The organism is Dechloromonas sp. ZS-1, from assembly GCF_039649255.1.
Lineage (GTDB): Bacteria > Pseudomonadota > Gammaproteobacteria > Burkholderiales > Rhodocyclaceae > Azonexus.
In genome coordinates this window covers 15,675-29,435 of record NZ_JBDIYD010000015.1, presented here as the reverse complement: position 1 = coordinate 29,435, position 13,761 = coordinate 15,675, and the positions used below count along the sequence as shown (strand labels likewise).

At 58.9% G+C, this 13,761-nt stretch carries 17 protein-coding genes and 1 pseudogene; 2 read left to right on the top strand and 16 right to left on the bottom strand.

Features of this window, described 5'->3' with window-relative positions:
• Positions 1-7 precede the first annotated feature (7 nt).
• Positions 8-1,309 carry a histidinol dehydrogenase gene (hisD, locus tag AACO21_RS14535; protein WP_346193248.1) on the bottom strand — a complete coding sequence of 434 codons (1,302 nt, stop codon included), beginning with the start codon at positions 1,307-1,309 and terminating at the stop codon, positions 8-10.
• Position 1,310: 1 nt separating this feature from the next.
• A complete protein-coding gene (gene hisG / locus AACO21_RS14530) occupies positions 1,311-1,955 on the bottom strand; it encodes an ATP phosphoribosyltransferase (RefSeq protein WP_346193247.1) in 645 nt (214 codons plus the stop codon).
• A 373-nt stretch (positions 1,956-2,328) separates the two neighbouring features.
• Between hisG and AACO21_RS14525 the strand changes: the two genes are divergently transcribed.
• Entirely contained in the window at positions 2,329-2,640 is a 312-nt protein-coding gene (locus AACO21_RS14525; RefSeq protein WP_346193246.1) for a chorismate mutase, read from the top strand.
• A gap of 15 nt (positions 2,641-2,655) precedes the next feature.
• Positions 2,656-3,552 (top strand): DMT family transporter, encoded by an 897-nt coding sequence (locus AACO21_RS14520; protein ID WP_346193245.1) that lies wholly within the window; start codon positions 2,656-2,658, stop codon positions 3,550-3,552.
• 48 nt (positions 3,553-3,600) lie between these two features.
• Here the strand turns inward: AACO21_RS14520 and AACO21_RS14515 are convergent, their stop codons facing one another.
• From AACO21_RS14515 to AACO21_RS14450, 14 genes and pseudogenes are all read right to left on the bottom strand, one after another.
• Complete coding sequence (locus AACO21_RS14515) at positions 3,601-4,881, bottom strand: TRAP transporter large permease (RefSeq protein WP_346193244.1); 1,281 nt, start codon at positions 4,879-4,881, stop codon at positions 3,601-3,603.
• Positions 4,881-5,363, bottom strand: coding sequence for a TRAP transporter small permease (locus AACO21_RS14510; RefSeq protein ID WP_346193243.1), 483 nt, complete (start codon positions 5,361-5,363; stop codon positions 4,881-4,883). Before AACO21_RS14510 ends, AACO21_RS14515 begins: the two co-directional genes overlap by 1 nt.
• Positions 5,364-5,427: 64 nt before the next feature.
• Positions 5,428-6,447 carry a DctP family TRAP transporter solute-binding subunit gene (locus tag AACO21_RS14505; protein WP_346193242.1) on the bottom strand — a complete coding sequence of 340 codons (1,020 nt, stop codon included), beginning with the start codon at positions 6,445-6,447 and terminating at the stop codon, positions 5,428-5,430.
• Between the two features lie 120 nt (positions 6,448-6,567).
• Positions 6,568-6,774, bottom strand: coding sequence for a cold-shock protein (locus AACO21_RS14500; RefSeq protein WP_346193241.1), 207 nt, complete (start codon positions 6,772-6,774; stop codon positions 6,568-6,570).
• 289 nt (positions 6,775-7,063) lie between these two features.
• Complete coding sequence (gene murA / locus AACO21_RS14495) at positions 7,064-8,317, bottom strand: UDP-N-acetylglucosamine 1-carboxyvinyltransferase (RefSeq protein ID WP_346193240.1); 1,254 nt, start codon at positions 8,315-8,317, stop codon at positions 7,064-7,066.
• A complete protein-coding gene (locus AACO21_RS14490; RefSeq protein WP_346193239.1) occupies positions 8,310-8,552 on the bottom strand; it encodes a BolA family protein in 243 nt (80 codons plus the stop codon). Before AACO21_RS14490 ends, murA begins: the two co-directional genes overlap by 8 nt.
• Before the next feature lie 3 nt (positions 8,553-8,555).
• Complete coding sequence (locus AACO21_RS14485; protein WP_346193238.1) at positions 8,556-9,308, bottom strand: ABC transporter permease; 753 nt, start codon at positions 9,306-9,308, stop codon at positions 8,556-8,558.
• Between the two features lie 53 nt (positions 9,309-9,361).
• A pseudogene (locus tag AACO21_RS14480) lies at positions 9,362-10,024 on the bottom strand (ABC transporter ATP-binding protein); the annotation flags it as partial.
• Between the two features lie 8 nt (positions 10,025-10,032).
• Positions 10,033-10,314 (bottom strand): STAS domain-containing protein, encoded by a 282-nt coding sequence (locus tag AACO21_RS14475; protein ID WP_346193237.1) that lies wholly within the window; start codon positions 10,312-10,314, stop codon positions 10,033-10,035.
• Positions 10,311-10,925 (bottom strand): ABC transporter substrate-binding protein, encoded by a 615-nt coding sequence (locus AACO21_RS14470; RefSeq protein WP_346193236.1) that lies wholly within the window; start codon positions 10,923-10,925, stop codon positions 10,311-10,313. Before AACO21_RS14470 ends, AACO21_RS14475 begins: the two co-directional genes overlap by 4 nt.
• Before the next feature lie 17 nt (positions 10,926-10,942).
• Positions 10,943-11,668: a VacJ family lipoprotein gene (locus AACO21_RS14465; RefSeq protein ID WP_346193235.1), complete on the bottom strand. Its 726-nt coding sequence runs from the start codon at positions 11,666-11,668 to the stop codon at positions 10,943-10,945.
• Complete coding sequence (gene mlaD / locus AACO21_RS14460) at positions 11,665-12,135, bottom strand: outer membrane lipid asymmetry maintenance protein MlaD (protein WP_346193234.1); 471 nt, start codon at positions 12,133-12,135, stop codon at positions 11,665-11,667. Before mlaD ends, AACO21_RS14465 begins: the two co-directional genes overlap by 4 nt.
• The gene (gene mlaE / locus AACO21_RS14455) at positions 12,132-12,926 is read right to left on the bottom strand and encodes a lipid asymmetry maintenance ABC transporter permease subunit MlaE (RefSeq protein ID WP_346193233.1); all 795 of its coding nucleotides are present in this window, start codon (positions 12,924-12,926) and stop codon (positions 12,132-12,134) included. Before mlaE ends, mlaD begins: the two co-directional genes overlap by 4 nt.
• Complete coding sequence (locus AACO21_RS14450) at positions 12,919-13,731, bottom strand: ABC transporter ATP-binding protein (protein ID WP_346193232.1); 813 nt, start codon at positions 13,729-13,731, stop codon at positions 12,919-12,921. The genes mlaE and AACO21_RS14450 overlap by 8 nt, the downstream gene beginning before the upstream one ends.
• Between the last annotated feature and the right edge of the window lie 30 nt (positions 13,732-13,761).

Below are 13,761 nucleotides of genomic sequence, written 5' to 3'. Positions count from 1 at the left end.
CTCAGCCTCAGTTTTCCAGGCGGAATTCGGCCGACTTGGCGTGCGCCGGCAAGCCTTCGCCGTGCGCCAGGGTCGAGGCGATCTTGCCCAGGGTCTGCGCGCCGGCCTTGGACACCTTGATCAGGCTGGTGCGCTTCTGGAAATCGTACACACCGAGCGGCGAGGAAAAACGCGCTGAGCCCGAAGTCGGCAGCACGTGGTTCGGACCGGCACAGTAGTCGCCCAGCGACTCGGAGGTGTAGTGCCCGATGAAAATCGCGCCGGCATGGTGGATTTTTTCAACCCACGGATCCGGGTTGTCGAGCGCCAGCTCGAGATGCTCCGGCGCCACCCGGTTGGCGATGGCCACGGCCTCGTCCATGTCGCGCACCAGAATGAAGGCACCGCGATTGGTCAGCGAGGTGCGGATGACCTCCTGACGCGGCATGGTCGGCAACAGCTTCTCGATGCTGGCCTGCACCTTGTCGAGGAAGGCCGCATCGGTACAGATCAGGATCGACTGCGCCAGTTCATCGTGTTCTGCCTGCGAGAACAGATCCATCGCCACCCAGTCCGGATTGCCGGAGCCATCCGAAACGACCAGGATTTCCGACGGACCGGCCACCATGTCGATGCCGACAATGCCGAAGACGCGGCGCTTGGCGGTCGCCACATAGGCATTACCCGGCCCGACGATCTTGTCTACCTGCGGCACTGTTTCCGTGCCGTACGCCAGCGCACCGACCGCCTGCGCACCGCCGATGGTGAACACACGATCGACCCCGGCCAGGCAGGCCGCCGCCAGCACCAGCGGATTCTTTTCGCCACCCGGGGTCGGCACGACCATGATCAGTTCCTTGACGCCCGCCACCTTGGCCGGCATCGCGTTCATCAGCACCGACGACGGATAGGCCGCCTTGCCACCCGGCACATAGAGGCCGACGCGGTCGAGCGGGGTAATCATCTGGCCGAGCATCGTCCCATCGGCCTCGGTGTAGGACCAGCCTTGCTGGATCTGGCGCTCGTGATAGGCGCGCACCCGACCCGCGGCGGCTTCCAATGCAGCACGGCGATCGGCCGGCAGGCTGTCCAGCGCAGCCTGAAGCTCCGCCTTGCCGAGTTCGAGATCGGCCATGGCCGTCACTGAGACGCGATCAAACTTCGTGGTGTAGTCGACCACGGCGGCATCGCCCCGCACCTTCACGTCGGCCAGAATGCCAGCGACCGTCCGCTCGATCTGCTCATCTGATGCCGCCTCGAAGGCGAGCAGGGTTTTCAATTTGGCCGAAAAATCGGCGTCGACCGTCGAGAGTCGCTGGATCGCCACCATGTTACTTCTCCACCGCCTGGGCAAAGGCGTCGATGATCGGTTGCAGGGTCTCGCGCTTGACCTTCAGGGAAGCCTGATTGACGACAAGGCGCGAAGAAATGTCCATGATGTGCTCCACCGCGACCAGTTTGTTGGCCTTCAGCGTGCCACCGGTCGACACCAGATCGACGATGGCATCGGCCAGGCCAGCCAGCGGCGCCAGCTCCATCGAGCCGTAGAGCTTGATCAGGTCCACATGGACGCCCTTGCTGGCGAAATGTTCCCGCGCCATCTTGATGTACTTGGACGCCACCTTGAGACGCGCCCCCTGACGCACGGCGTTCTGGTAGTCAAAGCCTTCCTGCACGGCCACCATCATGCGGCACTTGGCGATATTGAGGTCGAGCGGCGCATAGAGGCCTTCTCCCCCGTGCTCGATCAGCACGTCCTTGCCGGCCACACCAATATCGGCTGCGCCATATTGCACATAGGTCGGCACATCGGTGGCCCGGACGATAACCACGCGCACGTTCGGCTGATTGGTTTCAATGATCAGCTTGCGCGAGGTTTCCGGATTCTCGGTCGGAACGATCCCGGCCGCGGCCAGCAGGGGCAGGGTTTCGTCGAAGATGCGGCCCTTCGACAGGGCGATGGTGATGGTCGTCACGGGCAGGACTTGCTAAAAAGGCGAAAGGCACATTTTAACAGAGGGGCGGCCCAAGCCATGCCGCTTCGTACTGACTCCGGCGCAAGAAGCAACGGAAACCTCGAAAAAAGTTTCCGCCCCCCCTTTTTGCGATCTTCCGCCAACGATTGACCAATCCCGCCACAGCCGTCAGAATCACCAGCATGACCATGTCAATTTTCGCCACCCGCTTGTCGATTTGCTGCCGCGCCCTGCGCCTGTGGCGCGCATTCGCATTGCCGTGGCCTGAAAGGCACTGACCTTTCCCTTCCCCGAATTCCCTCAAAAGGCCGCGGACTCCCCCGCGGCCTTTTTTATTTCCCTTTTTTCCAACCGCCTTTGCAAGGAGCATTGCATGCCCAACCCGAACATTTGCACGTCGCTGGACGAGGTTCGCCAGCACATCGATCGCCTGGATGAGGTCCTGGTCCGCCTCATCGCGCAGCGCGGCGACTACGTACGCCAAGCCGCCGCATTCAAGCGAACACGGGCGGAAATTCCCGCACCGCAGCGTGTGGCCCAGGTTCTGGCCCACGTAGACGACCTGGCGCTGGCTCATGGCGCGCCGCGCCCCGTGGTGGCCGCTGTCTGGCAGGCCATGATCAGCGCCTTTATCGAAATGGAGCATGCCACGCATGCCGCTTTGCACCCGCCCCCTCAGTCCTGATTTCCGGAGCACACCATGTCCGTTCCTGCTGCCTACCTCGGCATTGTCCTCATCTGGTCCACGACACCGCTTGCCATTCAATGGAGCGCCCAAGAAGCGGGGTTTTCGTTTGCCGTTTTTGCCCGCATGCTCATCGGTTTTGTGGTTGCCGGATTGATTGTGTGCATCTGGCGCATCGGCTTTCCTTTGCATGCCCGTGCCCGCCGCGCCTATCTTCTTGGGGGGATTTCGCTGTTCTTTGCCATGGCGCTCACTTATTGGGGCGCCCGTTTCATTCATTCCGGCCTCGTGTCGGTGCTGTTCGGCCTCTCGCCGCTCATCACCAGCCTGCTGGCACAGGCGCTCCAGAGAGAACATCAACTGCATCGCGGCCAATGGCTTGGCATCCTGCTGGGCATGACCGGGCTCGCCGTGATTTTCATTCACGGGCAACATCTGGAAGGCCCGCACACCCTGCTCGGACTCGGTGCCGTGCTGAGTGCCGTCACCCTGTATTCAGCAGGCCTGGTCGGACTCAAGCGGATTGCGGATGATAGCCCGCCCCTCGCCACGACCGTCGGATCACTGGGCGTTGCCTTGCCGCTCTTCGGCATCCTCTGGTGGCTAACGGACGGCCAGTGGCCGAGCACACTGGGTGCACGCTCGGTCAGCGCCATCCTCTACTTGGGTGTTTTTGGCTCCGTAATCGGCTTTGCGCTTTACTACTACGTCATCATGCATCTGGACGCCTCACGCATCGCCTTGATTACGCTGATCACCCCAGTGATTGCGCTGTGGCTGGGGCACGCGCTGAACGGCGAAGCCGTCGGCATTCGTCTTGCCGCAGGCTCGGGCTGCATTCTGGCCGGACTCTTACTGCATCAAGGCCCGCAGCTTTTGAAGAGTCTGCGTCTAATTGCGGCAACACGCTGACCGTCTAAAACGAAAAGCCCCGGATTTCCGGGGCTTGATCAGCGGCCTTTACAGGTAGCCAAGATGGCGCGGCAACCACAGCGCGATGTCGGGCACAAAGGTGACCAGGAACATCGTTCCGGCCATCGCCGCAATCATCCACAACACCCAGGGCACGGTGGACTCCATGGAGACGCCGGCCATCCGGCACGTCACCATCAGGTTGACACCCAGGGGCGGATGAAACTGGCCGAGCGCCATGTTCATGGTGATGATCACGCCAAACCAGACCAGATCCCAGTTGAAGTGAAGCGCGATGGGCACCAGCAATGGCAGGAAAATGAAATAGATGGAAATCGCGTCCAGAAACATCCCTGCGATGAGCAAAAGCAGCTGGATACTCAAGAGCATCGCGATTTCGGACAACCCGGTGCCGAGCAACGCTGCCGCCAGATGATCGAAGGTGCCCAGCGTATTGCTGGCCCAGGCAAAGACACTGGCCAGCGCAACCACAGTCAGGATGACAGAAGAAATTTCAGCGGACTCCACCAAGACTTCGTACACATGCTGCCAGCGCAGGCTGCGGTAGATCAGCATGCCGACGACGATGCCATAGAACACCGCCACGACAGCCGCCTCGGTCGGTGTGAAAAATCCGCTGCGCATGCCCCCAAGAATGATGACCGGTGCTGCCAAGCCCCAGCCTGCCTCTTTCAGACTCTGCCAAAACGGCGGGCGATCTTCCTGCACATCCGCCTCGAAGCCATGCCTGACCGACAACCACCACGCGACCAGGATCAAGGTCAGCCCGGACAGGATGCCCGGGATCATCCCCGCTGCAAACAAGGCAGGGACAGACGCCTGAGGCACCAGCAGGCTATAGATCACAAATGCGATCGAAGGCGGAATCAGAATGTCCGTAGACCCCGCTGCGGCAATCACGCCCGCAGTGAACGATCGCGGATAACCTGCCTTGAGCATGGAGGGCAACATGACCGCCCCTACCGCGGCCGAGTCTGCAGGGCCGGAACCGGAAATCCCGCCCAAGATCATCGCCACCAGAATGGCCACGATGGCCAGGCTGCCACGGCGCTGCCCGACCAAGGCGGAAGCAAAGCGGACGATGGTTGCCGCAACGCCGGCACGCTCAAAAATCAGACCGGCAATCACGAACACCGGAATCGCCATCAGCGGGTATTTGGCAATCCCCGTATAGACATTGGTCGGCAGGGAAAGCATCCCCAAGTCGGCCAGCCAGACCACCGATACGCCGGCCAGCCCCATGGCCACCGCCAACGGCACACCGGCCAGCATCAAGCCGGCAAACAAGCCAAAGAGCAACCAGTCCATCAGCGCGCCCCCTTCCACCACTGAGCCAGCAGACGCAACACAATCACGATTGCAAGCAGCGGCAACCAAATCGTGTACCACCACTGCGGCACTCCCAGGGATGGGGAGGTCACTTCAAAACTGTAATCGTCCCAGGCCATGAAAACCCCATACCAGGCCAGCAAGCCGAACATGACCAACGAAGCCATGAGTGCAAGATGACGCGACCAGGCTTGAAACACCGGGCGACGGTCAACGAAAAAAGTAATGGCAATATGGTGGTTGGTGGCAAACGCATGCGAGGCACCGACCAGCGTCATGACCACCAACAAGGCAACCGAGATTTCCTCGGTAAACGCAAAAGAGATATCGGTGAAATAGCGGACCAGGACATTCGCCATGGTCAGCAGGCACAAGACCCCCATAGAAGCCGCCATGAGAAAACGCTCCACAGCGGCCAGGGTCAGCTTGCCGCTGGAAGCGGCGGATTTTGAATCAGACATGAGCAAACCGGAACAAACAAAAGAAAACGCCACGCGGTGAAAGCGTGGCGCACACGTTCAGCGCTCAGCGCTTGGCGATCGCGTCCTCGGCCTTTTTAACAAGGTCAGCCCCGATCGATTTGGACCATTTGTCGTAAACCGGCCGGGTTGCCTGAACAAAGGCCTTGCGCTGTTCAGGCGTCAAATGCGTCACCGTCACGCCGCTCGCCTCAATCTGCTTGAGGACGGCATTGTCGCTACCGGCAATCCCTTTGCGGGCCTTGTCGATGTTTTCACGCCCTGCCTGGATGGCAGCCTGGCGCACAGCCTCTCGATCAGCAGCGGACCAGCTGTTCCAGACTTGCTTGCTCACGACAAAAATCAGCGGATCGGCGACATAGTGCCAAAGGGTCAGGTACTTCTGACCGACGGTCGGCAGCTTGGCGGCAACAAAAACGGAAAGCGGGTTTTCCTGACCGTCGACCGCCCCCGAAGCCAGGGCGGGCTGGGCGTCTGCCCAACTCATCTGGGTCGGGTTGGCCCCCAGTGCAGAAAAAGTCTCGTTATAGAGCGGCGATCCGACAACACGGAACTTCATGCCCTTCATGTCCGCCGGCGAGGCAATCGGACGCTTGGAGTTGGACATTTCGCGGAAACCGTTTTCGCCCCAGGCCAGTGGCACGACATCGCGCTTCTCGAGCGCAGCAAAAATGTCCTTGCCCACCTCACCCTGGGTCAGCGCATCCATCGCCTTGTAGTCCGGCATCAGGAACGGCAGGGAGAAGAGATTCAGCTCTTTGACCTGCGGCGACCAGTTGATGGTCGAGCCGATCGACATGTCGATCACGCCCTGGCGAATGGCGGTAAATTCACGCGTCTGCTCCCCGCCCACCAGGGAGTTGCCTGAATAGAGCTTGATATTGATGCGCCCTTGCGTTTTTTCCTTGACCAGCTCGCTCCAGCGCTCGCCCGCCTGCCCCCAGGGGAAAGCCGTTCCCAGCGTGGTGGACAAGCGATACTCGGCACGGTAGGTCTGGGCCTGAACCCAGCCACTGGCACACAAAGCCAAAGCGGCAGCGCTCAGCGCGAATGTTCTACGCAACATCGAAAGCTCCTCGTTATAGTCATGAGCGGAGCATTATGCGCGGTGGGTGCGCCGCAGCGCAAGGCGCCCCAAAAAGCAAAAAGCCCGGCATTGCCGGGCTCTCAGACATCTCAAATCGAATTAGTCGATCTTGACGATGTTGGCAGCTTGCTTGCCCTTCGGGCCAGTGACGATGTCGAAGCTGACCTTCTGGTTTTCGGCCAGGCTCTTGAAGCCATTGCCGGCGATTGCAGAGAAGTGAGCGAAGAGATCCTCACCGCCGCCTTCCGGCGTGATGAAACCAAAACCCTTGGCGTCGTTGAACCACTTGACGGTACCAGTTGCCATTTGAAGCATCCTTTAAAAACAAACCTTACATGAGCCGCCGAAAGACGACCCGGAACACACGAGAATCAAGACCGAGGAGCTGACAGACCAAATGGCGCAGGCACTGAACACCGCCTGGAAATCCCGCAAGCCGCAGTATGGGGCCGATTCACGATTCTGCAAAGTGTTTTTGCCAAATTTTTATAGTCAACTATAAGACACATCTTTGTTTGGCATAAAAACAACACCCCCAGAAAGGACAAACCCCGTCACAAGGACGGGGTTGCGAGGCGTCCAGGCCAGCAGAGGCTTAATTGACGCGCTTCACGGAAGCGCCGAGACGCGCCAGCTTTTCTTCAATCCGCTCGTAGCCCCGATCCAGATGGTAGATCCGGTCGATCAGGGTTTCGCCTTGTGCCACCAGGGCGGCAATCACCAGCGAGGCAGAGGCACGCAGATCGGTCGCCATCACATTGGCCCCTTCCAGACGGTCAACCCCGCGCACGATAGCATTATTGCCTTCGATCTGGATATTGGCCCCCAGGCGCATCAATTCATTGACGTGCATGAAGCGGTTTTCAAAGATGGTCTCGCGAATGGTCGCAACACCCTCGGCCACGCAGTTGATGGCCATGAACTGCGCCTGCATGTCGGTCGGAAACGCGGGATACGGTGCCGTACGCAAACTGACCGCCTTCAGACGCTTCGGCGCGATCAGTCGAATCGCGTCCCGCTCAACCGTGATCTCACAGCCGGCATCCATCAGCTTGTCGACCACCGAATCCAGATAGGCAGCCGAAGTCTTGAGCAACCGGACATCCCCGCCGGTTGCGGCCGCAGCACACAGATAGGTCCCTGTCTCGATACGATCCGGCATGATGGCATGCGTGGCGGCATGCAGTTTCTCGACACCCTGAATACGGATGACATCCGTCCCGGCACCGGAAATACGGGCCCCCATGCTGACGAGACAGTTGGCCAGATCCACCACTTCCGGTTCCCGGGCGGCGTTTTCGATGATGGTCTCACCTTCCGCCAGACAGGCCGCCATCATCAGGTTTTCAGTGCCGGTCACCGTCACCATGTCGGTACAGATGCGCGCCCCTTTGAGGCGTGCGGCCTTGGCATGGACATAGCCCTGCTCGACCTTGATCTCGGCTCCCATGGCCTGCAGACCTTTGATGTGCTGATCCACCGGACGGGCGCCAATGGCACAGCCGCCGGGCAGCGATACCCGGGCCTCGCCGCAACGCGCCAGCAAGGGCCCCAGGACCAAAATGGAGGCGCGCATGGTCTTGACCATCTCGTAGGAGGCAACGGGGTTATTCAGCCCCCCGCCATTCAGAACGAGGCCATCGACACCATCCATCGTCACGCCGACGCCCATCTCGCCCAGCAGGCGCAGCATGGTCGCAATGTCGTTCAGATGCGGCACATTGGTCAGGTGCAGCGGTTCGGCGGTGAGCAGCGAGGCACACAAGATGGGCAGCGCAGCATTTTTGGCACCCGAGATCGCCACCTCACCGGAAAGGACGTTCCCGCCCTGAATCAACAATTTATCCACGCTGGGCGCTCCATTCTTCCGGGGTCAATGTCTTGAACGACAGGGCATGCAACTCGCCCGTTGCCAATTTGTCCTGCAGGGTCTGATAGACGCGCTGCTGACGCTGAACGCGATTTTTGCCGACGAATTCGGCACTCACCACCACGGCCAGAAAGTGCTGGCCATCGCCGTCGAGTTCAAGGTGGTCACAGTTCATCCCGGCCAGGATGAGACGTTTGATTTCTTCAGGATGCATCGGTCAGGCTCTAAGCTTCCAGCCACGCTTCAGGAGGCTCAGGGTCAGCCAGGCCACTGCTGCGAAGCAGGCAACGACCACCATCAGGCTGTACTCCGGCGCCACATCGGAAACGCCAAAAAAGCCATAACGGAAGCCGTCAATCATGTAAAAAACGGGATTGTAATGCGACACCCCTTGCCAGAACGTAGGCAAAGTGTAAATCGAGTAGAAGACGCCCGAGAGCATCGTCAGGGGCATGATCAGGAAATTCTGAAAGGCCGCGAGCTGATCGAACTTCTCGGACCAGATGCCGGCAATCATGCCCAGAGCAGCAAACAAGGCGCCCCCCAGCATGGAGAAAACGAGAATCCAGACTGGCGCAGCAAGCCGCAACTCAACAAACCAGATCGTTGCCAGCAAAACGCCGACACCCACCATCAGGCCGCGCAGGATGGCGGCCAAGACATAGGCCGTAAAGAACGCCCCATACGAAATCGGCGGCAAAAGCACGAACACGATGGAGCCCGTGATTTTGGCCTGAATCAGGCTTGAGGACGAGTTCGCAAAGGCATTCTGCAACACCTGCATCATGACCAACCCCGGCACCAGAAAACTGGTGTAACGGACACCGTGCACCTGGACGTGCTCATCCAGTACATGGCCAAAAATCAGGAGATAGAGCAGCGCCGTCAGGACCGGAGCCGCCACTGTCTGGAAAGCCACCTTCCAGAAACGCAGGAACTCCTTTTCGAGCAGGGTCAGGAAACCAATCACGATTGCAAGGTCCGCACGAAAACATCCTCCAATGACGCACCGGGGTGAGCCGCCATCAGATTGGCCGTGGTATCCAGCGCCACCAAACGCCCTTGTTTCATCAAGGCGATCCGGTTGCACAAGGCCTCGGCTTCCTCCAGGTAGTGCGTGGTCAGAATGATGGTATGACCTTCGCCATTCAGACGACGGATGAACTGCCACAAGCCCTGGCGCAACTCCACATCAACCCCGGCCGTCGGCTCATCCAGCACGATGACCGGCGGTTTGTGAACCAGTGCCTGTGCCACCAGTACGCGACGTTTCATGCCACCGGACAAGCGGCGCATGTTCACGTCAGCCTTCTGCGTCAGATCGAGATTGGCCAGAATTTCGTCAATCCAGTCATCATTCTTGCGAATCCCGAAATAGCCGGACTGGATACGCAAGGTTTCGCGGACATTAAAGAAGGGATCAAACACCAGTTCTTGCGGGACAACCCCGAGGCGACGCCGCGCCTCCCGAAAATCCCGAATCACGTCGTGGCCCATCACGCTGATCGCCCCCGCATCAGGACGAACCAACCCCGCCAACGCGGAAATCAAGGTGGTTTTCCCGGCGCCATTCGGCCCCAACAAGCCGAAGAAGTCACCCGGTTCAATTTCAAGCGACACCCCGGCCAGCGCCTTGAGCGCACCGAAATGTTTCACCACATCGCGAATGGATACTGCCGCCGTCATCGAAACACTCAAGCGCGCGGCAGGAGTTCGCTGACGCCGTACACCTCGGCCAGGGAGAGGACAGCGGGCGGAATTGCCTTAAATTTCAGCGTCGACCGTACGCGATCTGCCTCACGCAACCAGCCCAGCATCGTGGCGATTGCTGAGGAATCCACTTCAGCGACAGCAGACAGATCCACCACCTGCTCCCCGGCCTGCAAAGCAGAACGGCCTGCATCCAGCAGGCCGCGGGCATTTGCCATGGTCATGGGGACCGTCACACGCAGCCCCCCATTACAGCGCTCGATCATTTCTTGCCTTGCGCAGATTCCAGAGACTTGTTCTTGGTCGCAATTGCCGAAATCAGGCCATCAATACCGCCCGCACGGACCTCTTGACCAAACTGGTCACGATAGTTGGTCACCAGGCTGATCCCGGCCACCACCACATCAAACACCTTCCAGCCACTGTCCTGCTTTTCCAGGCTGTAATCCAGCTGAACCGGCTTAGACCCCGGCTGCAGGACCTCCGTCCGCACCAATACCTCGGTATCGCCCGCGTTCATCTTGAACGGCTTGTACACGATTTTCTGATTGCGATACCCGGTCAAGGCATTGGAGTACGTACGCACCAGCAAGGTTTTAAACTCGTGCGTCAGCTGTTGCTGCTGTTGCGGCGAGGCCTTACGCCAGTCCTTACCCACGGCCAGCGCGGTCATGCGGGAAAAATTGAAATGCGGCAGGACTTTGCGCTCGACGAGTTCAATGACCTTTTGCGTATTGCCGTTCTGGATGTCCTTATCCTTGCGGACGACCTCCAGCACTTCTTCCGTAACCTGTTGCACCAGCGCATCCGGCGCATCCTGCGCCATGACGGTAAGCGAAGCCAAACAGGCACCAAAGAAAGCAAACAGTTTTTTCATCAATTCAACACCACTATTCAATCATCGTTACGCGGCGGACGGCCATCGTAAATCTGGTTATTCCGACGCTGCAGGTACGCGTCACGGATGTAGGAGTACTTATCCAGCGCGGCCTCCTCCACCACTTTATCAGCCGGCAACAAGCTGGCACGCACATCCACGGCGCGCAGGGCAACCAGGCTGTTACGGGTCGCCACCTGATTGTGCACATGCCAAACGGGATCTGCGTAAGCGTCCACGCCAAAACCAACCGTGTCACGCACCGTGCGCGGCCCGATGACCGGCCAGAACAGGTAACCACCATCACGGACGCCCCAGACAGCCATGGTTTGCCCGAAGTCCTCTTCATGCTTGTCCAGGCCAAGTTCGCTGGCCACATCAAACAGCCCGAAGATACCAACCGTCGAATTGATCAGCAAACGGGCAAAATCGTTCCCAGCATCGCCAAACTTGCCTTGCATGGCGCTGTTTGCGCCAATCCAGAGATCGCCGACATTACCGAAGAAGTTTCCCACGCCTGCTTTGACCGGGAGGGGGGCAACCTTGTCATACGCTTGAGCCACCGGCTTGAAAGCATAACTATCCAGGGTTTCATGCACAGCAAACATGCCGCGGTTGAATCCCTCATACGGATCACGCGGATTGGCCTCAGCCTGTGCGACAGACACGCCGGAGAACACCAGGCCTGCCAACAAAACACCCCGCCACAACTGGCGCAATTTACCCTGCTTCTCCGTCATCATTTTTTATCCGTTCCGTCTGCTGCCTTGTTGAACATGAACTGGCTGATCAATTTTTCCAGCACCACCGCAGACTGCGTTTTCGCAATCGTCTCGCCTGGCTGCAACATCTTTTCATCGCCACCGACATCAAAGCCGATGTACTGCTCACCCAGCAGGCCCGCAGTAAAAATCGATGCGAAGGTATCCTTGGGGAAGCGATAGCGGCCATCGATATCCATCGTCACCACCGCCTCATAGCTGGCCGGATCAAAACGGATATCGGTCACCCGACCAACGAGCACACCCGCGCTCTTGACCGGCCCACGCACTTTCAGACCGCCGATGTTATCAAATTTGGCCTGCAGGACGTAGGTATCTGAAATTCGACCTGATGACAAATTTCCCACTTTGAGTGCCAAAAACAACAGTGCAGCCACACCAATGGCCACAAAAAAACCAACCCAAAGGTCGAGGACAGTACGATTCATGAAGTTCCCCGGAACATAAACGAGGTCAGGACAAAATCCAGCGCCAAGATGGCCATTGCGGACGTCACCACAGTACGCGTAATGGCCCGCGACACGCCTTCGGCAGTCGGCACGGAGTCATACCCCTCGAACACAGCGATCAGCGATACCGCGACACCAAAGACAAAACTCTTGATAACACCATTCCAGATGTCATAGCGAAAATCGACACCGGCCTGCATCTGCGACCAGAAAGCGCCGTCATCGACACCAATGAAGACGACGCCAATCAACCAGCCACCGATCACACCCATCGCAGAGAACATCGCAGCCAGCAGCGGCATCGAAATGACGCCACCCCAAAACCGTGGGGCCACGACACGGGCAATCGGATTCACTGCCATCATGTCCATCGCCTTCAACTGCTCGGTCGCCTTCATCAAGCCGATTTCAGCCGTGACCGAAGAGCCGGCACGCGAAGCAAACAACAAAGCTGCCACGACAGGCCCCAACTCCCGGGTCAGGGAAAGCGCCACAAGAATGCCCAGCGCCTCGGTTGAACCGTAGCGCTGCAAAGTTTCGTAGCCCTGCAAGCCCAGGACAAGCCCGACGAAGAGGCCGGAAACGAGAATGATCAACAGCGACAGCACACCGCTGAAATAGATTTCTCGCAGCGTCAGTGGCAGGCGGGCGAAAGACATGCCCGAATGACGCAGCAGGGCAAAGAAAAACCGCGTTGCGAAACCCAGTCGCCAGACGCGGTCGACCGTCGCGTGCCCGAGACGACGAATCAGTTCAATCGGATTAAGCACGCTTCACCTGCGACAAGAACTCTTCACGCATGGTTGCGGCAGGATAGTCAAAATGCACAGGACCATCGGCTCTCGCATGGACAAACTGGTGCACCAGCGGATCATCCGACGCCCGAATTTCATCCGGCGTCCCCTCAGCCACGACACGCCCCCCATTCATGAAATAAATGTAATCGACGATCTGCAAGGACTCCTGCACATCGTGCGTCACCATGATCGAGGTTGCCCCAAGGGCATCATTCAACTTCCGGATCAATTGACCAATCACGCCCAGTGCGATCGGATCAAGCCCGGTAAAAGGCTCGTCGTACATCACCAGCATCGGATCCAAGGCCAAAGCACGTGCCAGCGCAACACGGCGCGCCATGCCACCGGACAACTCCCCCGGCATCAGGGTATGAGCGCCGCGCAATCCCACCGCCTCCAGCTTCAGCAAGACCAGATCCCGGATCAACTCTTCCGGCAAATCGGTGTGCTCACGCATAGGGAAAGCCACGTTTTCGAAAACATTCATGTCGGTAAACAAGGCGCCGAACTGAAACAGCATCCCCATCTGCCGACGCAAGGCATACAACTCCGCTTGGCTCATGGCTGAGACCTGGGCGTCGCCCAAGCGCACGCGTCCGCCGGTCGGGCGCAACTGCCCACCGATACAACGCAGCAACGTGGTCTTGCCACAACCGGAACCACCCATGATGGCCACCACCTTGCCACGCGGAATCTTCATATTGATTCCCTGCAGCACGGGCCGGCCATCATAGTTGAAATGAAGATCCTCGATATCGACGAGGGGGGTATCAGCCAAGGTAAAACGCTTTCGAAAAATTTTGCGAAT

What these genes read in the sequence shown, in the direction of transcription:
- AACO21_RS14515 (WP_346193244.1), bottom strand. Translation starts at nt 4,881, where the DNA reads ATGGACTGGTTGCTCTTTGGCTTGTTTGCCGGCTTGATGCTGGCCGGT.
- AACO21_RS14505 (WP_346193242.1), bottom strand. Translation starts at nt 6,447, where the DNA reads ATGTTGCGTAGAACATTCGCGCTGAGCGCTGCCGCTTTGGCTTTGTGT.
- mlaD (WP_346193234.1), bottom strand. Translation starts at nt 12,135, where the DNA reads ATGAATCGTACTGTCCTCGACCTTTGGGTTGGTTTTTTTGTGGCCATT.
- AACO21_RS14490 (WP_346193239.1), bottom strand. Translation starts at nt 8,552, where the DNA reads ATGCATCCTGAAGAAATCAAACGTCTCATCCTGGCCGGGATGAACTGT.
- hisD (WP_346193248.1), bottom strand. Translation starts at nt 1,309, where the DNA reads ATGGTGGCGATCCAGCGACTCTCGACGGTCGACGCCGATTTTTCGGCC.
- AACO21_RS14510 (WP_346193243.1), bottom strand. Translation starts at nt 5,363, where the DNA reads ATGTCTGATTCAAAATCCGCCGCTTCCAGCGGCAAGCTGACCCTGGCC.
- AACO21_RS14465 (WP_346193235.1), bottom strand. Translation starts at nt 11,668, where the DNA reads ATGATGACGGAGAAGCAGGGTAAATTGCGCCAGTTGTGGCGGGGTGTT.
- AACO21_RS14520 (WP_346193245.1), top strand. Translation starts at nt 2,656, where the DNA reads ATGTCCGTTCCTGCTGCCTACCTCGGCATTGTCCTCATCTGGTCCACG.
- AACO21_RS14500 (WP_346193241.1), bottom strand. Translation starts at nt 6,774, where the DNA reads ATGGCAACTGGTACCGTCAAGTGGTTCAACGACGCCAAGGGTTTTGGT.
- AACO21_RS14470 (WP_346193236.1), bottom strand. Translation starts at nt 10,925, where the DNA reads ATGAAAAAACTGTTTGCTTTCTTTGGTGCCTGTTTGGCTTCGCTTACC.
- AACO21_RS14525 (WP_346193246.1), top strand. Translation starts at nt 2,329, where the DNA reads ATGCCCAACCCGAACATTTGCACGTCGCTGGACGAGGTTCGCCAGCAC.
- AACO21_RS14475 (WP_346193237.1), bottom strand. Translation starts at nt 10,314, where the DNA reads ATGATCGAGCGCTGTAATGGGGGGCTGCGTGTGACGGTCCCCATGACC.